This window comes from Mesorhizobium sp. WSM4807 (assembly GCF_055811615.1).
The window spans coordinates 1-26244 of record NZ_JBVVQY010000001.1 but is presented as its reverse complement, the minus strand read 5'-3'; the positions used below and the strand labels follow the sequence as shown (position 1 = coordinate 26244).

The window sequence follows — 26244 nt, the reverse complement described above, 5'->3', positions numbered from 1 at the left end:
ACGAATGAAAATTGAACGATCTGACATTGGAGCAACGACTTGAAAGCCAAACTGGGCATGTCCCCAATTGCATGGTGGAACGACGATCTTGCGGAACTCAGCGATGACGTGTCGCTGGAGGAATGCTTGGCGCAATCGCGTTCGGCGGGCTTCACCGGCATGGAAATGGGCCGCCGTTTTCCCAGTGATCCGAAAATCATGCTGCCGATCCTGAAGGAGGCCGACGTGACGCTTTGCGGCGGCTGGTTCTCCGGGACGCTGGTCGACGAAGACATGGCCAGGAATAAGGATCGCATCCAGCCTATGATCGATCTGTTCAAGGCGGTGAACGCGCCTTGCATCGTTTATGGCGAGGTCGGCCGCTCCATCCAGGGCGACCGCTCGAAGCCGCTCGCCACCAAGCCAAGGCTTTCGGACGACGAGATGAAAGCCTATGCGAGGCGCCTCACCCAATTCGGCGAATGGTGCGCCGAGCAGGGCATGCCGCTCTCGTATCACCATCATATGGCGGCGGTGGTCGAGACCGAGCCGGAACTCGACGCTTTCATGCGCTATTCGGGAGAAGGCATTCCCTTGCTGCTCGATGCCGGTCACCTGGCGTTTGCCGGCGGTGACGTTCTGCGCGCCATCGACAACCATCACCAGCGCATCAACCACGTGCATGTGAAGGATGTGCGCATGGGGGTGATTGAAAAACTGGATCGCCAGATGCAATCCTTTCTCGATGCCGTGGCGCTTGGCGCCTTCACGGTGCCGGGAGATGGTTCGCTGGATTTCGGTGCCATTGTGGAAAGACTGGCGAACTACGGCTATGAAGGCTGGTTCGTGGTCGAAGCCGAGCAGGACCCGAAGAAGAATCCGCCGCTCAGGATGGCGCAAGTCGGCTACAAGGAGTTGATGCGGGTGATGACGGCCGCCGGCTACACGGTTGCAACACAGGGCTTCCCCAATGCTTGAATGCAGTATTCCCAGCGAAGGGCTGATCCGATGCGGGGGTTGATCCGATGAAGGACTCTGAGCATCCGTTCTTCCGGCCATTGTGGCGGCGCGTTGCCATCGTCGCGGTCTGCCTGGGCTGGGCCGTGGTCGAGTTTGCCACCGGCGCGCCGTTCTGGGGCACGATCGCGCTCGGCTTCGCCGGCTATGCGGTCTGGCAGTTCTTCTATCTCTTCAAGCCGGCCGACGGCGACAAGACCTCGGACGACACCGAACCTAAGGAATGACCCTAGATGTCGAAACTGCTCGTCAAAGCCGATAAGGGGCATGGCCGCGTCGCCCATGTGACGCCGCAAAACGCCGGCTGGACCTATGTCGGTTTCGATCTGCATCGATTGCGGCCAGGCGAAACAGCCTCCGGACAGACGGCGGATCGCGAAATCTGCCTGGTGTTCGTCACCGGCAAGGGCAAGGCCAAGGCCGGCGACAAGGATCTCGGCCTGCTCGGCGAACGCATGTCGCCCTTCGAAGGCAAGCCGTGGTCGGTCTACGTACCGCAGGGCTCTGACTGGTCGGTGACCGCCGATACCGATCTCGAAGTTGCGGTCTGCTCGGCGCCGGGGCTTGGCGGCGGCCTGCCGGTCCGCGTCATTGCGCCGAAGGATCTCGGCCAGGAGGTTCGCGGCAAGGGCACCAACACGCGCTATGTCACCAACATCCTGCCGGAAGGCAAGCCGGCCGATTCATTGCTGGTGGTCGAGGTCATTACGCCTGGCGGCCATACATCAAGCTATCCGCCGCACAAGCATGACCAGGACAATCTGCCGGCCGAATCCTATCTTGAGGAGACCTATTACCACCGCCTCAATCCGCCGCAGGGCTTTGCCTTCCAGCGCGTCTACACCGATGCCGATCGGAATGGCGCTCGTTCGCTCGACGAGGCGATGGCAATCGAAGACGGCGACGTCGTGCTGGTGCCAAAGGGCTATCACCCTTGTGCCGCCTGCCATGGCTACGACCTCTACTACCTCAACGTCATGGCCGGGCCGAAGCGGACGTGGAAATTCCACAATGCGCCCGAGCACGAATGGCTGATGAAGGCCTAAGGCGCTGCCCGTCCGGGTCGGCAAACTGGCCCAAGGCGAAAAAATCGTCGGCTAATGACCCGCCTGAGCAACTTTGTTATCAGGAGCGATCATCAGCTTCGTCATTTCGTCATGCAAATCGCCTATGGCAGCGGGAGTTGACGAGGACTTTCGATGCGCTACGCTATCTATTTCACCCCCCGGCAGGACGAACCGCTGGCGCGGATCGCCGCCAATTGGCTCGGCCGCGACCCGTTCGGCGCTGCCACGAGGCCGGCCGAGGCCGTGGGCGAACTGTCGGCGGCGGAAGTCGCCTTCCACACTGCTTCGGCGCGCCGCTACGGCTTTCATGCGACGCTGAAGGCGCCTTTCCGGCTGGCTTCGAACGAAACGGAAGGCGCGCTTCGCGCGGCACTGGACGATTTCGCCGAGACGACGCCGGTGGTGACGATCCCGCGGCTGGTCGTCAGCCAGATCGACGGCTTCTTCGCGCTGGTGCCGGAAGGACCGCTGCCGGCGCTCAACCGCTTCGCCGACGACGTGGTGCGCGACTTCGACCGTTTTCGCGCACCGCTGAGCGAGGCTGAGATCGAGCGGCGCAGCCCCGATTCGCTGAAGCCGGCTGAATTCCGCAACCTCTGCCAGTGGGGTTACCCCTATGTCTTCGGGACCTTTCGTTTTCATATGACGCTGTCCGGCCGTGTCTCGTCACAGGAAGGCCCTCGTCTTCGCGCAGCAATCGACAGCCTGTTTGCGCAGGTCCTGCACCGGCCGGTGCCGGTGGACGCACTGACCCTGTTTGTCGAAACCGAACCTGGCGCCCCGTTCATGGTGCTTTCCCATCACGCGCTCGGGCGCCGCCCGGTCAGAAAAACTGCCTGAAATGGCTATTTGTTTTAACCGCATTTGTGCGACGCCAATTCACCCAATCGGTGATTCCAATTGGCTGCAAAAATGCTCCAAGGACCGCCTGAAATGACTGTCGAGACCGTTCTCAACAATGCCCGCATCGTGCTTGCCGACGAGATCGTCGAAGGCTCGATCGTGCTGCGCGACGGCTTGATCGCCGGGATCGACGCCGGTGCCGGCCGGAGCGGCGAGGACATGGGCGGCGATTTCATCATTCCCGGGCTGGTCGAGCTTCACACCGACCACCTCGAAGGCCATTACGCGCCGCGGCCGAAGGTGCGCTGGAACCCGATCGCCGCGGTGCTCGCTCACGACGCGCAAGTGGCGACCGCCGGCATCACCACCGTGCTCGATGCCTTGCGCGTCGGCATGGACGACGACGCCGACATGAATTCGGCCGACATGCGCAAGCTGGCCGATGCGATCGAGGACAGCGTCCAGCAGGACCGGCTGCGGGCCGACCATTTCATCCATCTGCGCTGCGAGGTTTCGGCGCCGGATTGCCTCGCAGCCTTCGCGCATTTTGACGGCGATGACAGGATCAAGCTGGCGTCGCTGATGGACCATGCGCCGGGACAGCGCCAGTTCGTCGATTTGGAAACCTATGCCTATTACTACCAGCGCAAGCTGAAGCTGACGGATCGCGAATTCCAGCAATTCTGTCAGAAGCGGATGGCGGAGTCGGCGACGAATTCTGGGCCGAACCGCGCCTTCATCGCTGCTGCCTGCCATCAGCGCGGCATCGTGCTGGCCAGCCATGACGACGCCACGACCGGCCATGTCGACGAGGCGATCGAACAAGGCGTCCGCGTCGCCGAATTCCCGACCACCAAAGAGGCCGCAAAAGCTTCGAAGGCGGCAGGGCTCGGGGTGCTGATGGGCGCCCCGAACGTCATGCGCGGCGCCTCGCATTCGGGCAACGTCTCGGCCCGCACGCTCGCCGGCGAAGGCCTGCTCGACATATTGTCGTCCGATTACATTCCCTTCAGCCTGATCCAGTCGGCGTTTTTCCTCGGCGACGTGGTCGACGGCATTTCCCTGCCTCAGGCGGTCGCCATGGTTTCGAAGAACCCGGCCGAGGCAGTCGGCCTCGCCGACCGCGGCGTCATCGAACAGGGCCGGCGCGCCGATGTGGTTCGCGTCCGTCTCGACGACCATGTCCCGGTTGTCCGCACGGTCTGGCGGCAGGGACGCCGGGTCGCGTGATGGCGTCGGCGTTGATCGAGCGTGAATTGCTCGCCGCGGCGTTACCGATCCGCGACGGCGTCTTCGTCGCCGTCGTCGGCCCGAGCGGCGCCGGCAAGGACACGGTGATCGGCTATGCCCGGTCGCTATTTGCCGACGAGACGCGGCTGGAGTTCGTCCGCCGGGTCATCACCCGGCCGAGCGACACGGCAAGCGAGGATCACGACACGCTTGCCGATGCGGCCTTCGTCGAGGCGGAAGCGGATGGTGCCTTCGCCATCTCCTGGGAGGCGCATGGCTTGCGCTACGGCATCCCGGCTGATGTCGACCGGTCGGTCGCCAACGGCCGCGTCGCCATCGCCAATGTCTCCCGCGCCATCATCCCGGCGCTGCGTGATCGCTATGCCAATCTGGCGATCGTCGAGATCACCGCTTCGCCGCAAATCCTGGCCGAGCGACTGGCGATGCGCGGCCGCGAGTCGCGCGGTGAAGTGCTGGCGCGGCTGGCGCGTAGCGCCAATGTGGCGTTGTCCGGACCAGATGTCACCTCGATCGACAATAGCGGCCCGCGCGAAGCGGCCGGCGAGCGCTTTGCCGACGTGCTGCGCAAGGCGATGACCTTCTCCGACCGACCGTGACATCGATCAAAGAATGCAGGCGGGGGCAAACTAATCTGTAGCGATCCTTCGCGCCCCCCTCTGTCCTGCCGGACATCTCCCCCACTTGGGGGGAGATTGGATGTCGCATCGGGTTTCGCCAATCTCAAATGCTGAAGAATGGCGCCGTCGGCAGAGCTGCCAATCTCCCCCCTTGTGGGGGAGATGTCCGGCAGGACAGAGGGGGCGCTGTCCCGCCCACTCAAGGTTCGTGAAGCGCTATTCCGCTGCCGCACCTGCCGTGCCCTTGCGGGTTGCCTCCAGCATCAGCCGCCGCTCCCGGTACACGCCCCATTGCTGGTCGACCAATACGCCGATGAGGATTACCCCCCCCATCACCGCGAAATTGAGCGAGGAGGGGATGCCGAGCAGGTTGACGAGGTTCTGCAGTTCCTGCAGCAGGACCGTTCCGAGGATGACGCCGATCAGCGAGCCCTCGCCGCCGCGCAGCGAGAAGCCGCCGAGCACGGCTGCGGCAATGGCGTAGAGTTCATAGAACTGGCCGTGGCTCGCCGGCGAGATCGAGCGCGTGTACATCGCGAAATAGATCGCCGACAGCGCCGTCAGCACGCCGCAGATGACATAGGCGGCCATGACGACGCGGCCGGTGCGGATGCCGGAATATTTCGCCGCCTCCTCATTCTTGCCGATGGCGTAGAGGTAGCGGCCGAACACCGAGCGGTGCAGCACCACCCACATCACGATGGCGATGACGATCAGCGCGATGAAGCTGTTTGGCACGCCATAGGATCGCCCGGCGGTCAGGAACTCGAGTTCCGGAAAGTTCTGTCCGAAGGCAAAGCCCGCCGTGCCGTCGGCTGTGTAGAACCGCGCGACGCCGCGATAGATCAACAGCCCGCACAGCGTCACCACGAAAGGCTGCAATTTGAGCCGCGTGATCAGCCAGCCATGTGCTAGCCCGATGATGCCGCCGAGCACGAGGATCAGCGGCAGCGCGACCGGCCATGCCATGCCGCGCGTGGCGATGAAATCGACAAACAGGACGCCGAGCAGCGCAACCACCGAGCCGACCGACAATTCGATGCCGCCGGTGATGATGACGAAAGCCTGGCCGATCGCGAGGATGCCGAACAGCCCGATCAGGTTCGAGGTGTTGGCGAGGTTGATCGGCAGCAGGAAGCGCGGATTGATGATCGCCACCACCGCTCCCACCACAAGGATCAGGATCAGCAGGCCGAGATCTTTCTTGCTCATCGTCTTCTCCCAAATGCCCGCGAATTATTTCGGCTGTTTGCCAACCGCCAGCAGCAGCACGTTTTCCTGGCTGAACTGTTCCTTGTCGAGAACGCCTGAGATCTGGCCCTCATGCATGACGGCGATGCGATCGGAGACGCCGATCACCTCCTCCATGTCGCTCGAGATCATCAGCACCGCGACGCCGGCATCGGCCAGCGCCCGCATCAGCCCGTAGATCTCGGCCTTGGCGCCGATGTCGATGCCGCGCGTCGGCTCATCGAGGATCATCACCCTGGGGCTCATGGCCAGCCATTTGGCCAGCACGACTTTTTGCTGGTTGCCGCCGGACAGCGTGCCGGTGCGCGTCGCCACCGAGGGCGCCTTGACGCCGAGATTGCTTTTCTGCTTCTCGGCGGTGACGGCCTCGGCGCTGGTAGAAACCAGGAACCGCCGGGCATGCGCCGGAAGATTGGGGAGCGAAATATTCTGGGCAATCGACAGATCGAGCAGGATTCCGGTCAGCTTGCGATCCTCGGGCACGAGGAAGATCCCGTTGGCCACAGCGTCGGCGGCCGAACCAACAACCAGATCTTTTCCATCAAGCTGGAGCGCGCCGCCAAGGCTCTTCTCGATGCCGAAAAGCACGCGCGCCAGCTCGGTCCGGCCGGAGCCGACAAGACCCGCCAGGCCAAGAATTTCGCCATGCCTGACGCCGAGATCGACCGGCCGGTCGGGATAGGCGCTGGTGCGAATGGCTTTGGCCGACAGGGCGACGGTGCCGGGCGGGCGCGCCGATTCTGCGGCCTTCTCCCTCTCCTTCAGCATGCGGCCGATCATCAGCTTGACCATTTGGTCGTGGTTGATGGCGTTCTTCGCCAGCGTGCCGGCAAGCATACCGTCCCTCAGCACGACGACGCGATCGGCGACCCGCTCGACCTCGTGAAGACGGTGCGAGATGAAGATGACGCTGATGCCCTCCGCCTTCAGCGCCTTGATGACATCGAGCAGCTTGTCGGTTTCGGCAAGTGGCAGGCTCGATGTCGGCTCGTCGAGGATCACCAGCCTTGCCTCGATCGACAGCGCCTTGGCGATTTCGACCATCTGCTGCTGGGCGAGCGATAGCGTCGATACCGGCGTGTCGGCCGAAAAATTGGCGCCCACGCGTTTGAGCAGCGGCGCCGACAGCGCGCGCAGCCTGGCGCGGTCGACCAGCCTGAGCGGACCGGCGCGCAAAGGCTCACGGCCGAAAAAGATGTTGGCGGCAACGTCGAGGTTCTCGAACAGGTTGAGTTCCTGATGAACGAAGGCGATGCCGGAACCGATGCTGGCTTCGACGGTCAGCCCGTCATGGGCGATGCCGTCGACGGTGATGGTGCCGGTGTCGGGGGTGGTCACGCCGCCGAGGATCTTCATCAGCGTCGACTTGCCGGCGCCGTTTTCGCCGACGAGGCCGACGACCTCGCCGGGCCTGACCTCCATCGAAAATCCATCCAGTGCGACCACGCCGGGATAGGTCTTGCGCACGCCCTCAAGACTGAGGAACGGGGCGGTCGTGGATGCGCCGATGGATGCGTCGGAATAATTCATTCACGCCTGACAGCAGTTGGCGGGGTCGGCCTCCCCGCAGATTGACGAGCCTGATCAAGCCCGTCAATAACAAGGGGAGCCAGTCACGCCAGCGTCGCGCTGCCCCTCACCCTTACGCTCTCCCCGTCAAGAACGCGGAGAAGGATCGCCAGCGTTGCAACCACTGCCCTTCTCCCCCGTTCTTCACGGGGAGAAGGTGCCGGCAGGCGGATGAGGGGCAGCGCCGACGACGCTCAGTTTCCAGACATCGCCTTCAGATTGGCGGCATAGGCGTCGACATCGTCCTTGCCGATGATCTTGGTCGGCACGATGATCAATCCGTCGGCGGGAACACCCGACTTGTCGCCCTTGAGATAGGCGGCCATCAGCTTCATGCCTTGATAGGCCCACTCGAAGGGCTGCTGGACCACCGTGGCGGCAACGGTGCCTTCCTTGACGCCGCCCAGCGTGATCGGATCGTCGTCGAAGCCGACGACCGTGATCTGACCGAGCTTGCCGGCGTCGCGCAGCGCTTCATAGATACGCGGCGTGTTGTAGGAATAGAAGCCGACCATGCAGGTGACGTCGGGGCTGGCGACCAGCGCATCCTCGACGTTCTTCTTGGCGCGGGCCTGGTCGATGTCGTCGCCACGCACGTCGATCAGCTCGATCTTGGTGCCGGCGAGCCCTTCCTTCATGCCCTCGATGCGCTCCTTGGCATTATCGGCGCCAAGCAGGCCGACGAAGCCGAGGCATTTGCCGCCGTCGGGCATCGCCTTCTTGGCGATCTCGGCCGCCTGCTTGCCGGCATCGATGTTGGACGAGCCGATATAGGCGACCCGCTTGGTCTGCGGCGCGTCGCTGTCGGTGGTGAACAGCGCCGTCTCCGAGGCGATCTTGTTGAGTCCGTCGGTAGACGTCTTGGGATCAACGGCCGAAACCATGATCGCCTTGACACCGGCCGTCACCAGATCGTCCATCAGCCGCTGCTGGATGGCGACCGATGACTGCTCCGGATATTTGAGCTCGAGATTGTAGTCGGGCAGTTCGGCCTGGGCCTTCTTGACGCCGGCTTCGGCCGCCTTCCAGAAATCGGAAGCGCCGTTGACGACGAAGGCCAGCGTCGGTTTATCCTGGGCACGGGCAATCGCCGTGATGGACAGACCGAGAGCCAAGGCCGCGGCAGCGACGGACGCATTTCGTATCGCAGATTTCATGTTCAACCTCCCATTTGATTCAGTCATTTTCGCTGATCTGAACTTGTCGAATGCGGCTGGACGCCTCCTCCTCAAGGGGTGCTGGCAGCGAAAGAACGGCGCCATTCCAGCCGCGATTTTGGACTTTAGAGACTCATTGGCTGTTCGTATAGTCGGATTTGTCTGACATTTCCGTAATTGCGTGGCGTTGCTTTGCCGGCCCAAGAGCCGCGGATGCCGCGCCACGCGCCTGCTTCCCGTCACGGCCCGTTCGGTCCCGAGCCGGGCATGACGAATTGACAATAGAACGCTTACGCCTATTAGTAAATAGTATTAGTCTCTGGATGGAAACCTGGTGCCGCTGGCGATTGGCTGCCTGCCGTGTGGTGAGAAAGGGGGGCTTCCGAGGCCGTTTAACCGCCTTGAAATTGGACCACATTCCCAGAAATCGATCTTCCAGAAACCGCGTATCGCTCTCTCCGCGCTGCTAGCCATTCGGCTGCCAGGATGATAATAATGATTTATCGAGTGCCTGTTTTATAAACGCGAAGCGTCGTCGGGCGCCTTACCGTCTTTAATGACGTCCAGGACGAGCTCTGGTTAGCCAAGCCGGGAATTTGGAACACAACGCCATGAGCGAACCGACGGATCTGCGCGATCCTGCCCTTGAAGCCTCCCGGCGCCGAAAGCCATCGGCTAAGAATCCCAAGAGTCGCGTCACCATGACCGATATCGCCAGGGCCGCCGGCTGCTCGCAGGCAACGGTTTCGTTCGTCCTCAACAACACGCCAGGCATAAGGCTCTCGCAGCAGACCCGCCAACGGGTGATCGAGGCCGCGCGGGGTCTCGGCTATGCGCCACCAGCCTTCTCTGCTCTTCGCAGCCCTATCGCCTCGTTCGAGGGGCTGGACGGGGTGATCGGCTTCGCGGTCGATCAACTGGCGACCAGTCCCGAAGCGGTCGTCGCCATAGAAGGAGCGCGACAGGCCTCGTGGAATGCCGGGAACGTCGTGCTGGTCGCTCAGACTTTGGGTGATTCCGTCATGGAGCCGCGCGCGATTGCGGCACTGACCAAGCGAGGCATTTCGGCGCTGATCTACATGACCATCTTCACGCGCGAGATCGCCGCGCCCGACTATCTCTACGACCTCGATATCCCGGTCATCCTGCTCAATTGCTATACCGCCGACTACGCCTTCCCCGCCGTGGTGCCGAGCGAAATCGCCGGCGGGCAGAGCTCCACCCGCCACCTGATCAGCCATGGCCACCGCCGCATCGCCACCATCACCGGCGAGCCGTGGATGCAGGCGGCGCAGGATCGGCTGAAGGGCTACCGCCGGGCGCTGGCGACGGCCGACATCCCGTTCGATGCGGAGCTGGTGGTCGAGGGCGACTGGTCGGCGAGCGCCGGCTACGCCGCGACCGTCAAGCTTCTGGCGCTCAAGGACCGCCCAACCGCCATCTTCTGCCAGAACGACCGCACCGCGATCGGCTGCTACGAAGCGCTGAAGGAAGCCGGCCTGCACATCCCTGGGGATATTTCGGTGATCGGCTATGACGACGAGGAAATCGCCCGGCATCTGTTCCCGCCTTTGACGACGTCGATCCTGCCGCATATGGCGATGGGGCAATGGGCGATCGAGCAATTGGAGGTCCCTGCACCGCCCGGCCGCGGCCGCTACCCCATTACCAAGCTTGAATGCCCGCTGGTCGAGCGGGAATCGGTCAGTGCTGTGGCGCCTGGGCGCACACACGGACTGACAGCCAGCTGAGCACCTCCAGACTTCCGTCAATGCAAACGCCGTACTGATGCCGCTCCAAGCCAGACAGGCGCCCCCGCAAAGGGCGATGGCCCCAAATTGTCGCCTGGCATGGTGGATCGGGATTCTTGTATCCCGAGTTCTGCGGATTGACATACGGTTTGCTGCAGTCTGGTTGTGGCGAAATCCTGGATCCAAGGGTAAATCTGATCTGGTTCGCCGTTCCGCGCCGGCCTTCGAGCCCGATTTCCTCGCTGACCCGAATCGGCAACCTGCCAGGAGTTATACTGCCATGAAGCTCCAGCATCGCCATGGCCCGCCGCGCGATTTCGTCGGTTACGGCCGGCGGCCGCCGCAGATCATCTGGCCGGACGGACGTCTGGTCGCAGTCAATCTCGTGGTCTGCTACGAGGAAGGGTCGGAATATTCGCTATTCGAGGGCGACGACCATAGCGATGGCTGGGGCGAATATCCGTTGTCGGCGCCGGCCGGCATCCGCGATCTCGGCACCGAAACGCATTTCGAGTATGGCAGCCGCGTCGGCATCTGGCGCATCGCCAGACTGCTCGAGCGACACGGCATCCACGCCACGATCTCAAGCTGTGCCGAGGCGCTGCGGCGCAACCCGGAGGTGACGGCATGGCTGCGCCAATCGGGTCACGATCTGCTCGGCCATGGCCTGCGCTGGACCGAACAATGGACCCTGAGCCGTGACGAGGAGCGCGACCAACTGCAGCGCGCCGTCGCGCTGTTCATCGAGCTGCTCGGCGAGCGGCCGATCGGCTGGAACAGCCGTTCCTTTCCCAGTGTCAACACGCGCGACATCCTGATCGAAGAAGGCGGCTTCCTGTACGATTCGGATCCGTGCAATGACGACCTGCCCTATTTCGTGCCGGCACAGAACAGGCGCCTTCTGGTCGTTCCCTATTCCAAGACATTGAACGACAGCCGCTATCTGGTCAGCCCGGGCTATGTGACGCCGAAGGACTTCGTCGACAACGTCGAAGCCTATCTGGACTTCCTGATCAGGGAAGCCAGGAAAGAAGGCGGGCGCATGATGACGATAGCCGTCCATGCGCGGTGGACCGGCCAGCCCAACCGGGCCGCGGCATTGGAAGGCATAATCGAGACGGTGCTGTCCAGGCCGGAGGCCGTCTTCATGCGCCGCAACGATATCGCCCGGTATTGGCTGTCGCTGTTTCCGGCCGAGGGCGAAGCGCCATGAGCCGACGTCCAACTCGCATGGCGAACGGCATCCTTAAGCATCGGTGCGGGAAGGGAATTGCTCACCCCAACGGCATAACGCCTCTGCTCCAGCATTGAGCGCCGCTCCGCTTTCTGTCAGCGAATAGACGACCTTCGTCGGCGATCCCGGATAGACTTCTCGGTTCACAAGCCCGTCAGCCTCCAGTTCGCGTAATTGCTGCGTCAGCATCTTTTCACTGATCGCCGGAATCGACTGCCTCAACCGGCCGAACCTGCGAGATGCCGTTCCAAGCTCGCAAAGAATATCCACTTTCCACTTCCCTTCGATCGCCTTGATCGCGGTTGCGAAGCCGCAATTGCCCGTCGGCTCATTCATGATATTCTCCTTACCGTTGGGTAACCACTTACCTCCAGGTGCGTATTGTGCGCGCCACTCACTCCAACATACCTCTGCCCGTGACGAAAATTGGCACCTATTGGTATGGAGTGTTGTAATGAAGCTTTCAATCAGCGTTGTGGGGACGGGTCGTATGGGATCAGCGCTCGCCCGCGCCCTGCTTCAGTCGGGATATCGGACGACGGTCTGGAACAGGACGAAACAGAAGGCCGAACCGCTGGCCACGCTCGGCGCCACTGTCGCGGGGTCCGTCCTGGAAGCTGTCAAAGCGGCTGAAATTGTCATTGTGAACGTAAGCGACTACCAAGCAACCGCTGCAGTTCTGCACGACGATGCTGTTGCTTCAGCCATTCGCGGCAAGCTGGTCGTGGAACTCACTTCGGGAACGCCGCATGGCGCACGCGAAGCCGCTGAATGGTTTGCCGAGCACGGAGCCAGCTATCTCGATGGCGCGATCATGGCCACGCCGGATTTCATCGGCACAGATGCCGGGACGATACTGATCTCGGGGCCAAGGCAGGCTTTCGACGCGAACGAGGAGATGTTTCGTGCCTTGGGCGGCAATGTCCAGCATGTCGGGGAAGAACCGGGACGTGCGAACGCACTTGATAGCGCGCTGCTTGCTCTCATGTGGGGCGCGCTGTTCGGAGCGCTCCATGCGATCGCCGTGTGTCAGGCCGAAGAGATCGACCTCGGCGAGTTGGTACGGCAGTGGACCGCAACAGCGCCTGTTGTTGACGGGCTTGTCGTCGACCTGATCAAGCGGACAAATGCTGGCCGTTTTGCCAGCGACGACGAGACGCTCTCGTCGATCTCCCCGCATTACGGCGCATTCCAGCATCTCCTGGAGCTGATGGAGGCGCGCAAGATCGACCGCTCTGTGGTCGACGGTTACGACGCGATCTTCCAACGGGCGATTGCAGCTGGCCACTTACATGATGATTTTGCCGCGTTGTCGCAGTTTCTGGGAAAGTCCGGATAGGAGACCTCTCCGACCTGGATTGCGAGAAGGTGACTGGCTGAGCGGATTTTCATTATGCAGTTTTCGGCCTTAGGCGGGCTTTGTCGTCAGCCAGCGGGCCTTTTAACGATGAGCTGGTTGCGGCAAAGAAGGCGAGCATGAGCCGAGTCAGACCAGTGACCTGCATTAGGGGAATAGGATGCCTTTAACGCTTCTCATCGATTCGTATTGTGCTGCTTGGTCCGATGAGAACGCCCAGCAGCGGCGGGCGTTGCTGTTGCCGATCTGGAGCGATAGCGCGACATACACAGATCCTACAGTCCATGCGACCGGCGCGGAAGAACTGCTCGCGCACGTCGCAAGAGTTCTGGCCAAGCATCCCGGTGCCCGCATCTTACGGACAAGTGACGTGGACGTTCATCATGGGATCGCACGCTTTGCGTGGAAGTTTGTGATGCCTGATGGATCGTCCTTCCCTGAGGGTTTGGACATAGCCTTCCTAGACCCTGGCCAGAAGCGAATAACACGTATCATCGGCTTTTTTGGGCCGTTGGTAAGATCCTCGGTGTCATAAGCCTTCGCCATCAAGCCGATCGACCGGCGCGTGCCAGCCCGTGCGCAACCAGCCGATCGATAATCTCGCAATAGCTGACGCCGCTTGCCGCCATCGCCTTGGAATACATGCTGATATCGGTGAAACCGGGAATGGTGTTGAGCTCGTTGATGAGGACGCGCATGTCGGGGGTCACGAAGAAATCAACGCGGGCCATGCCGTCGCAGCCGACCGCATGGAAGGCCTTTGCCGCTATCTCGCGGATCTTGCCTTCGATCTCCTGCGGCAGTTCGGCCGGGACTTTCAGCGCCGCGCCGTCCTCGTCGATATATTTGGCGTCGTAGCTGTAGAAACCGTGGCTCTGTGCCGGCACGATCTCGCCTGGACGGGAAACGAAGAGGCCGCCTTCCCTATCCTCCAGCACGCTGCACTCGATCTCGCGGCCTCGAATGAATTCTTCGGCCAGCAGCTTGCGGTCGTGGCCAAAACCTTCTGTCAGCGCTGCCTCGTAGTCTTTTTCAGCCGAAACCTTACTGACGCCGACAGAGGAGCCCTGCCGGGCCGGTTTGATGAAAAGCGGAAGCCCAAGCGCGCTCTGCAGTTCCGCAAATGCCGGTGCGGCGCCATGGTGGATTGTGACGGACCGCGCGGTGGGCAGGCCCGCCTCATTCAGCAGCCGCTTGGCAATGTCCTTGTCGAGGGCGGCGGCCGAACCGAGAATGCCGCAGCCGGCGAGCGGCACGCGCGCCACTTCCGCGAGTCCTTGGACGGAGCCGTCCTCGCCATGGAGGCCATGCAGGGCGGGAAACAGGATGTCGATGTCAGGCAGTTCGTGCGGCGCGCCATGGATCGGGATCGCCATCATCCGTCCCTGTCCACCCGGCACGAGGCAGACTTCGGTACCGCTCGATGGTTTCGCCAGCGTGCCATTCTCGAAGCTGCTCAGCAGCCATTGTCCTTCGCGGGTGACGAAGACGGGAACGGCATCGTATTTCGCGGGTTCCAGCGCACGCATGACATTGGTTGCCGACAGCACCGAAACGTCATGCTCGGCGGAGCGTCCGCCAAAGAGCACGGCAATACGCAGTCTTTTCGAGGTGTCGGCCATGAGCGTCTCCAAAATGGTCTGGCAGAAATGCGGCCGCAGGGGTCCGAATCTCGGTGCGCAGCCCGATCGTTTGCCGACGAAAGCACAGCCTTCAGGCCCTGTCTGAGAAGGGGTGCTTTGGTTCGGTCTCCTCCCCAGTGCTCCTCTTATTGAAGCGAGCGTAGCATGAGACTTGAATGGGGAGAGAATACGCTGCCCTCTGCTCGGCTTCGCAAACAGCTGGGGTTGCCTTAATCATAAATCTGTGTTTATCATAAGCCATGGTTTATGATTACGCAGGTATGGTCGCGCTGGCCGACCCCACGCGCAGAAAGGTATTCGAGCTTGTGGCCGAAGGGCCGCGTTCGGTGGCTAACCTCGCTCGAACCCTGCCGGTGTCTCAGCCCGCGATCTCTCATCACCTGAAGGTGCTGAAGGAGGCACGGCTGGTCCGCGCCGAGCCTCGCGGCGCCAGCAACATATACCATGTCGACCCTCATGGTCTCGGCGAGATGCGTGCCTGGCTCGACCAGATGTGGGGGAACGCGCTCGACGCCTTCCGAAACGAGATCAACAAAGCCAAGGAGCGAAATAATGACGGCGATCATTAAACCAGCGCCTGTGCGCAAGTCGGTCACCGTGGACGTGCCGGTTGCCACGGCGTTTGAAGTGTTCACGAGCGGGTTCGGACGTTGGTGGCCGGCGTCCCACTCGATAGGCAAGTCCGCGCTCAGGAGCGCGACTATCGAGCCAAAGGCAGGCGGCCGCTGGTTTGAGACCGGCGAGGATGGGACGGAATGCGACTGGGGCGAAGTGCTGGCGTGGGAACCGCCAAACCGCATCGTCCTGGCATGGCGGATTCGCGCCGACTGGCAATATGATCCGTCGCTGCTGACCGAAGTCGAGGTCAAGTTCTCCGAGGCCGGCGAGAACGCGACTCGCGTCGAGCTCGAGCACCGTCAGCTTGAGAACATGGGCGCGGCCGGTGAAGCGGTGCGTGAGATCTTCGAATCCGATCGTGGCTGGAGCGGTATCCTGCAAAACTATGTCCGGTTGATCGAGAAGCGGTAGGCTGCCAACCGATCGGCCAACTGACTTACCCTTTGAGTACGTGAAAGGTCGCTTCAATTCGCAATGCATGTGCTATAGCCAAAGACTAGGAAATGCGGCCGGCCTCCTACTGAGGCAACGAAGACGAAGGTGCATTAGTCGAAGTGTATGAACTGTATGAAGAGCCGTACCGGTGAGATGAGACGAAGCAGTCCAAGACAGGCTAGCACAAGGCCCGGCGTTCTGCTCAGCGTGAGCGCTGGTCTGCGGCTGCTCGCTTCGTTGCTCTTTTTGATCTGGACCATTCCTGCGGCTACAGCCGACCAGGTCGGACAGGCCAAAGAGCAAATAAGGCTCGCTGCGTCCAAACCGGTCGCCCACCCGACCATCCTTGTCCGCGACATTGCGCGCCGTGTTGGTGCTGAGACTTCCCGTTTCAAGACGGGAACGCCCGCCATTGCGGGAAGCGGCAAGCCCTTTTGCACTATCCCGGATTTGCGCCTGCCGCTCGAAACCGCGTCAGCCGCACCGTTTGGCATAGGGTCTGAAGACCGGCCGAAACTGTCGCCGATCCGCGCCTTTGATGCGCGCGCGCCTCCGCTTCTCCCGGCATGATCCTGGCCGCGCGACCGCGGCCCCCGACTCCCAAAACTTTCACATCGCGTTTCGTTCGGGCTCTCGCCGATCGGAACGCCAAAGCTCTTGTCGGAGGCGGTTTCCGCCCGATATGGGCTGAACGGACAAGAACATGCTGCATTTTTCGCGCTGGAAGACCATTCTCATCTGGCTGACGGTCCTGGCCGGTATCCTGTACGCAGCTCCGAATCTGGTTCCCGCCTCCACTCTGGCATCGCTGCCGAATTGGCTGCCAAAGCAGCAACTGACGTTGGGCCTAGACCTGCAGGGCGGCTCGCACATCCTGCTCCAGATCGATCGGCAGGACCTCGCCAGCGAACGCCTCGAATCGGCACGCGACGAGGTCCGCACGTCGCTGCGCGATGCCCAGATCGGCTATACCGGGCTTTCCGGCACCGCCAATTCTATTCAGGTCCGCATTCGCGACCAAGGCCAGATCGAAGCTGCGAAGAGCGCGCTCGAAAGATTGACGCAGCCGATCTCGACCGGGCTTTTCATGAGCGGCTCGGTGACCGAGATGGAGATGACCGAGCCGGAACCGGGCCTGCTGCGTTTCACGCTGACCGAAGCCGGGGTCGACTACCGTCTCGCCGCGGCGCTGACCCAATCGATCGAGGTGGTGGGCCGGCGCGTCAACGAGCTCGGCACGACCGAGCCGATCATCCAGCGCCAAGGATCTGAGCGCATCATGGTCCAGGTGCCGGGCCTGCAGGATCCGCAGCGGCTGAAGGATATCCTCGGACAGACCGCGAAGCTGACCTTCCAGATGGTCGACCGGTCGATGCCGGTCGAGGAGGCGATCTCCGGCCGCCCGCCGGCGGGCTCGACGGTGTTGTATTCGACGGACGAGCCGCGGGTTCCCTATCTGATCGAGAACCGGATCATCGTCTCCGGCGAAAATCTCGTCGACGCGCAGGCAACCTTCGATCAGCGCACCAACGAGCCGGTGGTCTCGTTTCGCTTCGACAGCCGCGGCGCCACCCGCTTCGGTCAGGCTACTCAGGCCAATGTCGGGCGCCTGTTCGCGATCATCCTCGACAACGAGGTGATCTCCGCGCCTCAGATCCGCGAACCGATCCTGGGCGGCACCGGGCAGATATCCGGCAGTTTCACGGTGGAGAGTGCGAACGACCTTGCGGTCCTGCTGCGCGCCGGCGCACTGCCTGTTGACCTCACCATCGTCGAGGAACGCACCGTCGGTCCGAGCCTCGGCAGCGATTCGATCGAGGCGGGCCAGTTCGCGTCAATCATCGCCGGGTTCCTCGTCATCGGCTTCATGCTGTTCGCCTATGGGCGACTGGGACTGATCGCGAATATCGCGCTGCTGGCCAACGTCGCACTGATCATCGCCGTCCTGTCCGTGCTCGGCGCAACGCTGACGCTGCCTGGCATCGCCGGCATCGTGCTGACGATGGGCATGGCGGTCGATTCCAACGTCATCATCTTCGAGCGCGTCCGGGAAGAGAACCGCCAAGGGCGCTCGATCGTGCAGTCGATGGATTCCGGGTTCAAACAGGCGCTGGCGACCGTCGTCGATGCCAATGTGACGACGCTGATTGCCGCCGTCATCCTGTTCTTCCTCGGCTCTGGGCCGATCAAGGGGTTTGCCGTCACCCTCGCCATCGGCATCGTCACCACCGTGTTCACGGCCTTCACGCTGACGCGCTGGCTGGTCGCGTTCTGGCTTCGCCGGCAGCGCCCGAAAGCCATGCCCAGCGGTGTCATGCGGCTGGTGCCCGACGACACGCGCGTGCCGTTCATGGCATTCCGAAAATACGCCTTCACGCTGTCCTTGCTGTTGTCGATCGCTTCGGCCGTGCTGTTCTTCACTGTCGGCATGAACTACGGCATCGACTTCCGCGGCGGTTCGAGCATCGAGGTGCAGGCGAAGGGCCAGCAGGCCGACATCGGCGACATCCGTGAGCGACTGACGGGCCTCGAACTGGGTGAGGTTCAGGTGCAGGAGTTCGGCTCGACCCGGGACGTGCTGATCCGCATCGGCACCCAGGGGGGCGGCGACATTGCCGAACAGTCCGCCGTTGAGAAAGTGAGGAGCGCACTCGAAACCGACTACGAGTTCCGCCGCATCGAGGTTGTCGGTCCGACAGTGTCCTCCGAACTCGCGTTCAACGGCACAATGGGCGTGCTCGCCTCGCTGCTGGCGATGCTCGTCTACATCTGGATCAGGTTCGAGTGGCAGTTCGGACTCGGCGCCATCATTTCGACGTTCCACGACGTGATCCTGATGGTCGGCTTCTACGTCGTCGCGGGCATAGAGTTCAATTTGACCTCGATAGCCGCGATCCTGACTATTGTCGGCTATTCCATCAACGATACAGTTGTTGTTTACGATCGGGTCCGCGAGAATCTGCGCCGCTATAAAAGGATGCCGATTGCCGAACTGCTCGATCTGTCGATGAACCAGACACTGGCGCGAACGGTCCTGACCGGCGTGACCACGTTGTTTGCTCTGGCGGCGCTTTCGATCTGGGGCGGCGAGGTCATCCAGTCCTTCACGGTCGCGATGATCTTCGGCATCCTCGCCGGGACCTATTCCTCCATCTTCGTCGCCGGGCCGCTGCTGATCCTGTTCAAGCTCCGGCCCGGCGCCCTCAGCCCAGAGGAAACCGCAGCGGCGAAAGAGCCGCCGGCGCGACAGGCCTTATGATGTGACGGTTCGAAGCTGATCCACGACAGCGTCGGTTTCGGCGCTGGTCGTGGCTCGACCAAGACTGAAGCGAACGGCGCCCATGCCGATCTTCTCGGGCACGCCCATGGCCGTGAGCACCGGGGAGAGCTCGACCCGGCCGGCGTGACAGGCCGAACCGGTCGACGCCGCGACCCCGTCGAGACGCGAAAGCACCTCGGCACCGATCATGCCGACGAACGAAACGCTGAGCGTGTTGGGAAGGCGGTGCTGAGGGTGCCCGTTGAGTGCGACACGGTCGCCGAAACTCTCCTGCAGCGCGTCCCAAAAGCGATCGCGCAGCACGCGGATGCGCGCCATCGGCTCCAGGTCGCCGGCGAGCGCACAGGCGGCGCCGAGGCCGACCGCGAGCAAGGCGCTCTCGGTGCCAGCGCGCCGGCCATGTTCGTGCCCGGCGCCGTGGATCAGCGGCTCGAGCCTGAGCCCGCCTCGAACATAGAGCGCACCGACACCCTTCGGCGCGTAAAGCTTGTGACCGGCGATGGTCAGCAGATCGACGCCAAGCGTGTCGACCCTGGTTGCAATCTTGCCGACCGACTGCGCAGCGTCGGTGTGAAACCGGACGCCATGCTCCCGCGCAATAGCACCGATCTCCTCGATCGGCTGGATGGTGCCGACCTCATTGTTGGCGTGCATGACGCTGATCAGGATGGTGCGCGGCGTGACGACACGACGCACATCCTCGGGATCGACCCGGCCCGTGCTGTCGACCGGCACATAGGTCACTGCCGCGCCGAGCTGCTCGAGGAACCGGCAAGGGGCGAGAATGGCCGGATGCTCGACCGTGGTGGTAACGATATGCTCGCCCTTGTCCCGCAGGGCGAAGAACGTGCCCTTGATCGCCAGGTTGTTGGCCTCGCTGCCGCCGCTTGTGAACACGATCTCGTCGGGTGCGCAGTCGAGCAGCGCCGCAACCTGGCTGCGGGCCTTCTCCAGCGCAGCCTTCGCCGGCAGGCTCGCCCAATGCCCGCTTGATGGATTGCCGAAAGCCTCATCCAGATATGGCCGCATGGCAGCCGCAACCGAAGGATCGATCGGCGTGCTCGCGTTATAGTCGAGGTAGATCGATGTCATGCCCGGGAGCCTCCTTCGCGGTTTGTCGCCCGGCGATCAGCTTGCGCGGCTATTCCCGCATGAATGCCTGAACCTCTTCGGATGTCACTTTGCCGTCCTTGTTTGCGTCCACCTTGTCGAAGATTCGCTTATGGATGGCGGTGATCTCTTCGAAGGAAAGTGCGCTGTCACCGTCCGTGTCGGCAATGGCGAACATGATCTTCATCATGTGCCCGCGCATGCGCATCATCGGCATTGCGCCCATCATGCCGGGCTGCATCATCTCGCCCATCATGCCCTGACCCATGCCTTGGCCCATCATGCCCTGGCCCATCATGCCGGGTTGAGCGGGCTGTGCACCTTGGTCTTGTCCCGCCATACCTCCAGGCTCGGGAGACGGCGCCGCCTGCGCGACCTTCGTATCGTGGGGATCGGCTGCGGTCGTTTGCGCGGCGGCTGTAGCCGTCGCGCCGGCGGCGACAGTGGCGGCGAGCGCGGCCGCGCTGATCAGTGCAATCAACGTCATAATATCCTCCTTCCTCTCATGGGGCTCGTTCCAACTCGCTGGCGGCTCTGCGGCCGGAGATGCTTTCAGCTCTTTCCCTACTGCCGGCAAACCGCCGGTCGCGGTCAAATTTCAATGTAAGCCAAAGGCGTGGCGAATTTGCGCCGGATCAATTGCTTGGGCAGCGATCTGCCGACGCTGTCATGTTGCCTTCCTCGACGGATGAGGCTCGGTTTCGCTCATCACCGCAGCCACGACTACCCCTGAGAGAAACGTCAGCGCGGCAATCGATGCGATCGCCGATGACAGCCCGAAGCTGTCGGCGATGAGGCCGGCGGAAAGCGCACCGATCGCGTAGCCGAGATCCCGCCAGAACCGGTAGACGCTGAGTGAGCGGGCGCGCCAGGTCGGATGCGAGGCATCGGAGACGGCTGCGATCAAGCTCGGGTAGACCATTGCCGTGCCGAGGCCGAGCAGAAGGCTGCCGACGAGCCACCACTCGAACCGGTGCGTCGCCGCGGTGAGAAACAGACCGGCGGCCTGAACCCACATGCCGGCGACGATCAGGCCTTTGCGCCCCCAGCGATCGCTCAGGGAGCCCGTGGCGATCTGCAAGATACCCCATGTCGCGGGATAGATCGCCTTGAGGATGCCGATGCGCTCGACGCCGAGGCCGAAGGAAGCGAAGAACAATGGGAAAATGCCCCAGCTCATGCCGTCGTTGAGATTGTTGACGAGACCGGCCTGCGAGGCGGCGAACAGGTTGCGATCCCCGAACGAGGTGAGCGCGAAGACCTGCCGAAAGCTGATCGGCGCGGGCTGCGCGTGGGATGAAGCCTCCAGCCGAACGTGGGCCCGCGTGTCGCGCACGAGCAGGATCGACAGTGCGGCACCGACGACGGCATAGCCGATGCCGAGATAGATCGGTACTGGCCGAAGTCCGTATTGCGCGGCGAGATAGCCGGTCAGGAACGCCGTCACCCCGACGGCGAGATAGCCGGCGAACTCGTTGAGGCCGACGGCAAGGCCGCGCGACTTCGGCCCGACGAGATCGACTTTCATGATCACTGTCATCGACCAGGCGAGCCCCTGGTTGACGCCGAGCAATGCGTTGGCCGCAATCACCCATTCCCAGGTCGGCGCCCAGATGATCATGAACGGCACCGGCAGCCCGACCAGCCATCCCAAAACGAGCACGCGCTTGCGGCCCCACGCGTCGGCAAGCTGGCCGGAGACCAGATTGGCCAGCGCCTTGACGACGCCGAAACTGACGATGAAGGAGACGATGAGCGTCGTCGACGTGACGTGGAACTCCTCCGATCCGATCAGCGGCACCACCGTTCGTTCTATTCCGACCATGCCGCCGACAAAGGCGTTGATCACGACGAGCAGCGCGAATTGCGGCCAGTTCTCCCTGAGGCCGAGCCTGACGGGTGAACCCGCCTTGCCTGGAACCGATGCCGCTTCGTCCATGGCTCAGGCCGCCGCCGCAGCAGAGGCGGAATTGGCGGCCCGGAGCGCCGCGGCCTGCGGCGGAGCCGGCGGAATCTCGGCGAGCATGAAGCGAATGAACGCGGCTTCGTCCTCGATCCGGAGGGCCTCGTTGTGGCGTTTCTCGAAACCGATGGTCGACCACGGCTTGCCGCTCAGGCGCCGGCCGCAGACCGAGCCAGCATAGGCGCCGGGGAGTACTTCGACATGATCGGGGAGAGCCTTAAGCCGGCCGGCGCTGCGAAACAGATCCTTTGCGCCTTGCTCGGCGCTGGCGGCGAGTTCGGTGCGACCGAGATCGCCGGCCATCAGCGTGTGGCCGGTCAGCACGAACCACGGCTCGTCGGCACGCGTGCGGTCGCTGACGAGAAGGCAGATGTGCTCCGGGGTGTGACCCGGCGTGTGCAGGACGGTTGCGATGACGTTGCCGAGCGAGAGGACTTCTCCGTCGCGCACGCCTTTGAACGGGAACGCAACATCCGCCTCCGCCGAGAGCACGTAAGCGGCGCCCGCCGCTTCGGCGAGCGCGCGGCCGGCAGAGAGATGGTCGGCATGAACATGCGTGTCGACGACGAAATGGATGCGCATGCCGGCGTCTTCGGCGGCACGCAGGTAGAACGCGATGTCGCCGACCGGATCGACGACGGCCGCAGCTGCTTTGCCGCCGCAACCGAACAGGTAGGAGACGCCGACCGGATCGGTGTGAAGGAACTGGCGAAGGATCATGGTCTTGCGTTCCTCGTTGCAAAGGGCTAGAAATATTCAATCATTCCGCTGAATGTTTCACTGAGGAGAAGCCGTGTCAAGCACCGGACCGAAACAGGCGATCTACGCGAGCCTTGCCGAAGTGGCTCAGGCACTCGGCCATCCGCATCGGCTCGAGCTTCTGGAGCACCTGGCGCAAGGGATGCGCAGTGTCGAGGACCTCTCCGCGCGAGCCCATCTGAGTTTCGCCAACACGTCGCGCCACCTGCAGATCCTGCGGCGGGTGCGCCTCGTCGAGGCGGAGCGCCGCGGCAAGCACGTGCTCTATAGCCTCGCCGGCGAGGTCGAGGTGGTGGCACTGATCAAGGCGCTCGGCCGCGTCGGCGAGCGAAACATGGCCGAAATCGGCCGCGTCATGGCCGACTACTTCCGCGCTCGCGATGCGATGGAACCGGTGTCGCGAGACGACCTCGTCTCGAGGCTGCATGACGGCATGGTCACGGTTCTCGACGTGCGGCCAGAGGACGAGTTTGCGGTCGGACATCTTCCAGGCGCCCTCAACATCCCGCTGGCCGAGCTGAAGCGTCGCTTGGGCGAACTACCTGCGGATCGGGAAGTGATCGCCTATTGCCGCGGCCCCTACTGCGTTCTCTCGTTCGAAGCGGTCGCCGCCTTGCGAGAGCGGGGCTACCTCGTCCGTAGGCTTGAGGACGGCTACCCCGAATGGAAGGCCGCCGGCCTGCCGGTCGAAACGGCCGCCTGAAGCAGAACACGCGAGGCGAACCCCATGGATCAGAAGGCCGCATGGCCGATCGTGAACCATAAGGATCATGCTTCTCCTTCCGTGTTTCGGCCGGAGGCGCTATTGCGCGAGGCGCGCCGGCAGAAGCGACTGCCGCTCGCCGCTGTCCCTCCGGTGTGTGTCCTCGATCCCGACGGCGACGTGGTGCGGCACCTCAAACTTGCGGGACAGAGCCGCGCACACGAGGGGTGGGCGTGTTACCATACCGAACTTCTTGCCTTCGATCTCGACGGCGTCGGAGTGGTCGGCATCATCGGCTGCGCAGTGGGCGCGTCCTTTGCGGTGCTCATTGCCGAGCAGCTTTTTGCGGCCGGCTGCCGACTGCTCGTCAGCGTCACATCCGCCGGCCAGATCACCGACAACGGACCCACGCCATACTTTGTTCTGATCGACCGCGCTCTCCGGGACGAGGGGACGAGTTATCATTATCTGCCGCCGGCAATCTTCGCGGAGGCGCCAGACGCGAGGCTTATCGCTCGCATTGAAGACGCCTTGTCGGGGCTTTCCGGCATTGTCGCCCGCCGGGGCTCAACCTGGACGACCGATGCTCCTTATCGCGAAACCGAGACCGCGATCGCATCTGCGCGGGAACTGGGCGCCCTCGCCGTCGAGATGGAAGCCGCGGCTTTGTACGCGTTTGCCGCTGCAACACACCACCCCGTCGTGTGCTTTGCGCATGTGACGAACGCCATGGCGCAAACCGAGGGAGATTTTGAGAAGGGCGAGGCGAACGGAACAAAAGCGACGCTCACGGTCATCGCCGCAGTTGCACGAGTTTGGCTGTCCTCCATCGAAGCCGAACAGCACGCAGGAGCAAGCGGGGTATAGCGAGCCCAGCGACCACCCTTCTGAGGCGTATATGCCCTGACAAACATCTATCCGCAGGTCCCGGCCGGCATGGTCATACCGTCGGCCGTGCCAAGGCGGCCTCGATCACTCCCTCGTAATCCCTACCGAGGCTTGTCCTGATCAGTGCCGCCAAGAGACGCGGGAAGTCACGCCGATCGACCAGCCCTGCCAGAGCGCGAGCATCGTTTCCCAATCCCAGTTGCACCGCTGCAGCAAGCGCCTTCGTGTCGGCAAAAGGATAAAGCTCGGGCCATGCGACCTGTACCTCGCGGCAGAAGATGTCGGCCCCAACATCGCCGATGCCTTTGAATTCCTTCAGCAGTTGTCGCTCCGTCGCCGGATCGTTTCGCGCTAGCCCGCGCAATGCCCGAAGGTCGCCGCCGTATTTGCTCAGAAGCAGGTGCGCGGTGTCGCCCAGCATCCGCGACGTGCTCTCGTCGTAGCGGGCGTACCCTGCATGGTTCAGCACGCGCGTCCGATCGGCCCAGGTCGCCTCCGCCATTCTGCGCGGGGTGGTCCAGCCCTGATCGGACAGAGCTTTCGCCGCCATGAGTGCAAGGTTCGCGCTGATGCGGGTGCTGAAGAGAATTGATGCGCAGAGCCAGCGGAAGAGCGGTGAAGGCGTGTTTTTCTGGATATCGATTCCCAGTTCCGAGCAGTAGGTGCGGCCCGAGCGGTCGAGCAACGCTGCCACGATCTGCTCTCTTGCCGGTTTTCGCGCCATGTTCGAGGTTCCGCACAGCTCCGCCTGTTCCAGCCGAAACGCCTGCCGCCGCTGGCAGTTCCGAGCTCCCGGCCCGGAACAAGAACCTGCTGCACCCGCCGCACACAAGCCAGCGCGCGAGGTGAAGACCGGAACTTGCGTGGCTGAGAATGCGTTGGACCGGAAAACCAGGAGACAGTGGAGGCTGTCACCATGCGGCTATGGAGCGATGCGTTCGGTGAGAACGAGGCCGTTCCGGTGAAAATTCACCAAGGACGGCTACAACACCTCGCCACCCTTCAGCTGGGGTGGTCTCCCGGACGGTACGCGCGAGCTCGCGCTCCTTTTTGAGGGGGTGACGCCAGCCACGCACGAGCCGTGGGTCCATTGGCTCGTCTATAAGATTCCGGCGGACGCCGAAGATCTGCCCAGCGGTTTCAAGCATGCACGCGAGCCAGAGGAGCCGATGCACGTGCTGCAAGGCAGCAACGGACTGGGCAGTATCGGCTATGACGGGCCATCGGGCACCGTTGGCCGCACCTATCGCTACCGCATTCGGCTTTTCGCGCTTGACCGCGCCATGGATCTGGAGCCTGGACTCGACTGGAAGACGTTCGAGCGCGCGATCAAAGGGCACGTGCTGGACCGGGCGGAGCTCCACGCCCGCTACGAGCGACCGGGATGATGCCCGTGGCGGCGTCAGTTGCCGGCGTCGGGCAAAATTCGTGGCCCATGAACAGTGGCCCCCCGGTGAGACGCTGCATGCGTGTGCGCGACGCTAACCATAGGGCGCCGCTCGAGCCCCTTGATTGGCGGCTGCAGTGACGCCAATGAACTGCTGCCGGCTCTTACTTTCATCCCATTGCTCGTCCGGGTTCACCGAGGTGTGATCCGCTTAGAATATTCCAAGCTCGCGGCGATTTCGATCGTGCCCGGGTGCAACTCGTCCCACTAGCTTGTATAATGAGTATTGACTTATCGGCATGAGCCATAAATGCAGCGCGGAAGACTTGATATGCGTCTGGCCTTTCTGGCCGTCGCACGGGAAG

At 62.8% G+C, this 26244-nt stretch carries 24 protein-coding genes and 1 pseudogene; 15 read left to right on the top strand and 10 right to left on the bottom strand.

Features of this window, described 5'->3' with window-relative positions; genetic code table 11:
- Nucleotides 1–39 precede the first annotated feature (39 nt).
- The 6 genes from iolE to phnN all read left to right on the top strand — a co-directional run bounded on the left by iolE (nucleotide 40) and on the right by phnN (nucleotide 4753).
- Nucleotides 40–957, top strand: coding sequence for a myo-inosose-2 dehydratase (iolE, locus tag AC0L3N_RS00125; protein ID WP_473544697.1), 918 nt, complete (start codon nucleotides 40–42; stop codon nucleotides 955–957).
- A gap of 47 nt (nucleotides 958–1004) precedes the next feature.
- Nucleotides 1005–1223, top strand: coding sequence for a DUF3329 domain-containing protein (locus tag AC0L3N_RS00120; RefSeq protein WP_473544695.1), 219 nt, complete (start codon nucleotides 1005–1007; stop codon nucleotides 1221–1223).
- Between the two features lie 6 nt (nucleotides 1224–1229).
- Complete coding sequence (iolB, locus tag AC0L3N_RS00115; RefSeq protein ID WP_473544693.1) at nucleotides 1230–2042, top strand: 5-deoxy-glucuronate isomerase; 813 nt, start codon at nucleotides 1230–1232, stop codon at nucleotides 2040–2042.
- 153 nt (nucleotides 2043–2195) lie between these two features.
- Complete coding sequence (locus tag AC0L3N_RS00110; RefSeq protein WP_473544691.1) at nucleotides 2196–2903, top strand: DUF1045 domain-containing protein; 708 nt, start codon at nucleotides 2196–2198, stop codon at nucleotides 2901–2903.
- A 93-nt stretch (nucleotides 2904–2996) separates the two neighbouring features.
- Nucleotides 2997–4136 carry an alpha-D-ribose 1-methylphosphonate 5-triphosphate diphosphatase gene (locus AC0L3N_RS00105; protein ID WP_473544689.1) on the top strand — a complete coding sequence of 380 codons (1140 nt, stop codon included), beginning with the start codon at nucleotides 2997–2999 and terminating at the stop codon, nucleotides 4134–4136.
- Nucleotides 4133–4753, top strand: coding sequence for a phosphonate metabolism protein/1,5-bisphosphokinase (PRPP-forming) PhnN (phnN, locus tag AC0L3N_RS00100; protein WP_473544687.1), 621 nt, complete (start codon nucleotides 4133–4135; stop codon nucleotides 4751–4753). The genes AC0L3N_RS00105 and phnN overlap by 4 nt, the downstream gene beginning before the upstream one ends.
- Nucleotides 4754–4990: 237 nt before the next feature.
- Here phnN and AC0L3N_RS00095 read toward each other — a convergent pair whose 3' ends face one another.
- The 3 genes from AC0L3N_RS00095 to AC0L3N_RS00085 all read right to left on the bottom strand — a co-directional run bounded on the left by AC0L3N_RS00095 (nucleotide 4991) and on the right by AC0L3N_RS00085 (nucleotide 8751).
- Nucleotides 4991–5986 carry an ABC transporter permease gene (locus tag AC0L3N_RS00095; RefSeq protein WP_095494041.1) on the bottom strand — a complete coding sequence of 332 codons (996 nt, stop codon included), beginning with the start codon at nucleotides 5984–5986 and terminating at the stop codon, nucleotides 4991–4993.
- Between the two features lie 24 nt (nucleotides 5987–6010).
- Nucleotides 6011–7555, bottom strand: a complete 1545-nt coding sequence (locus AC0L3N_RS00090; RefSeq protein WP_473544685.1) for a sugar ABC transporter ATP-binding protein — start codon at nucleotides 7553–7555, stop codon at nucleotides 6011–6013.
- A gap of 233 nt (nucleotides 7556–7788) precedes the next feature.
- Entirely contained in the window at nucleotides 7789–8751 is a 963-nt protein-coding gene (locus tag AC0L3N_RS00085; RefSeq protein ID WP_123146202.1) for a sugar-binding protein, read from the bottom strand.
- Nucleotides 8752–9362: 611 nt separating this feature from the next.
- Here AC0L3N_RS00085 and AC0L3N_RS00080 point away from each other — a divergent pair.
- Entirely contained in the window at nucleotides 9363–10502 is a 1140-nt protein-coding gene (locus AC0L3N_RS00080; protein ID WP_473544683.1) for a LacI family DNA-binding transcriptional regulator, read from the top strand.
- 280 nt (nucleotides 10503–10782) lie between these two features.
- Nucleotides 10783–11715 (top strand): polysaccharide deacetylase family protein, encoded by a 933-nt coding sequence (locus AC0L3N_RS00075; RefSeq protein ID WP_473544681.1) that lies wholly within the window; start codon nucleotides 10783–10785, stop codon nucleotides 11713–11715.
- 33 nt (nucleotides 11716–11748) lie between these two features.
- On the opposite strand, the gene AC0L3N_RS00070 is transcribed toward AC0L3N_RS00075, so the two are convergent.
- Nucleotides 11749–12072 (bottom strand): winged helix-turn-helix transcriptional regulator, encoded by a 324-nt coding sequence (locus AC0L3N_RS00070; RefSeq protein ID WP_023796951.1) that lies wholly within the window; start codon nucleotides 12070–12072, stop codon nucleotides 11749–11751.
- Between AC0L3N_RS00070 and AC0L3N_RS00065 the strand changes: the two genes are divergently transcribed.
- Nucleotides 12071–13075 (top strand): NAD(P)-dependent oxidoreductase, encoded by a 1005-nt coding sequence (locus AC0L3N_RS00065; RefSeq protein ID WP_473544678.1) that lies wholly within the window; start codon nucleotides 12071–12073, stop codon nucleotides 13073–13075. The genes AC0L3N_RS00070 and AC0L3N_RS00065 overlap by 2 nt on opposite strands.
- A 563-nt stretch (nucleotides 13076–13638) precedes the next feature.
- Here AC0L3N_RS00065 and AC0L3N_RS00060 read toward each other — a convergent pair.
- Nucleotides 13639–14715 carry a D-alanine--D-alanine ligase family protein gene (locus tag AC0L3N_RS00060; protein WP_473544676.1) on the bottom strand — a complete coding sequence of 359 codons (1077 nt, stop codon included), beginning with the start codon at nucleotides 14713–14715 and terminating at the stop codon, nucleotides 13639–13641.
- A gap of 260 nt (nucleotides 14716–14975) precedes the next feature.
- On the opposite strand from AC0L3N_RS00060, the gene AC0L3N_RS00055 reads away from it, so the two are divergent.
- From AC0L3N_RS00055 to secDF, 3 genes are all read left to right on the top strand, one after another.
- The gene (locus tag AC0L3N_RS00055) at nucleotides 14976–15305 is read left to right on the top strand and encodes an ArsR/SmtB family transcription factor (protein WP_473544674.1); all 330 of its coding nucleotides are present in this window, start codon (nucleotides 14976–14978) and stop codon (nucleotides 15303–15305) included.
- Entirely contained in the window at nucleotides 15289–15765 is a 477-nt protein-coding gene (locus tag AC0L3N_RS00050) for an SRPBCC family protein (RefSeq protein ID WP_473544672.1), read from the top strand. The genes AC0L3N_RS00055 and AC0L3N_RS00050 overlap by 17 nt, the downstream gene beginning before the upstream one ends.
- Before the next feature lie 727 nt (nucleotides 15766–16492).
- Entirely contained in the window at nucleotides 16493–19048 is a 2556-nt protein-coding gene (gene secDF / locus AC0L3N_RS00045) for a protein translocase subunit SecDF (RefSeq protein WP_473544670.1), read from the top strand.
- Here secDF and AC0L3N_RS00040 read toward each other — a convergent pair.
- The 4 genes from AC0L3N_RS00040 to AC0L3N_RS00025 form a co-directional block, all read right to left on the bottom strand.
- On the bottom strand, nucleotides 19043–20161 hold the full coding sequence (locus AC0L3N_RS00040) for a cysteine desulfurase family protein (RefSeq protein WP_473544669.1): 1119 nt from the start codon (nucleotides 20159–20161) through the stop codon (nucleotides 19043–19045). The genes secDF and AC0L3N_RS00040 overlap by 6 nt on opposite strands.
- 49 nt (nucleotides 20162–20210) lie before the next feature.
- On the bottom strand, nucleotides 20211–20666 hold the full coding sequence (locus AC0L3N_RS00035) for an EF-hand domain-containing protein (RefSeq protein ID WP_473545252.1): 456 nt from the start codon (nucleotides 20664–20666) through the stop codon (nucleotides 20211–20213).
- Nucleotides 20667–20846: 180 nt separating this feature from the next.
- Nucleotides 20847–22118, bottom strand: coding sequence for an MFS transporter (locus AC0L3N_RS00030; protein WP_473544667.1), 1272 nt, complete (start codon nucleotides 22116–22118; stop codon nucleotides 20847–20849).
- A 3-nt stretch (nucleotides 22119–22121) separates the two neighbouring features.
- Nucleotides 22122–22862: an MBL fold metallo-hydrolase gene (locus AC0L3N_RS00025; protein WP_473544665.1), complete on the bottom strand. Its 741-nt coding sequence runs from the start codon at nucleotides 22860–22862 to the stop codon at nucleotides 22122–22124.
- 73 nt (nucleotides 22863–22935) lie between these two features.
- Here AC0L3N_RS00025 and AC0L3N_RS00020 point away from each other — a divergent pair, with 73 nt between their 5' ends.
- Nucleotides 22936–23604, top strand: a complete 669-nt coding sequence (locus AC0L3N_RS00020) for an ArsR/SmtB family transcription factor (RefSeq protein ID WP_473544663.1) — start codon at nucleotides 22936–22938, stop codon at nucleotides 23602–23604.
- Nucleotides 23605–23628: 24 nt separating this feature from the next.
- Nucleotides 23629–24471: a nucleoside phosphorylase gene (locus AC0L3N_RS00015; RefSeq protein WP_473544662.1), complete on the top strand. Its 843-nt coding sequence runs from the start codon at nucleotides 23629–23631 to the stop codon at nucleotides 24469–24471.
- A 73-nt stretch (nucleotides 24472–24544) separates the two neighbouring features.
- Here AC0L3N_RS00015 and AC0L3N_RS00010 read toward each other — a convergent pair whose 3' ends face one another.
- Nucleotides 24545–25216: a hypothetical protein gene (locus AC0L3N_RS00010; protein WP_473544660.1), complete on the bottom strand. Its 672-nt coding sequence runs from the start codon at nucleotides 25214–25216 to the stop codon at nucleotides 24545–24547.
- A 253-nt stretch (nucleotides 25217–25469) separates the two neighbouring features.
- Here AC0L3N_RS00010 and AC0L3N_RS00005 point away from each other — a divergent pair.
- Nucleotides 25470–25880: pseudogene (locus tag AC0L3N_RS00005) on the top strand (YbhB/YbcL family Raf kinase inhibitor-like protein); the annotation flags it as partial.
- Nucleotides 25881–26244 lie beyond the last annotated feature (364 nt).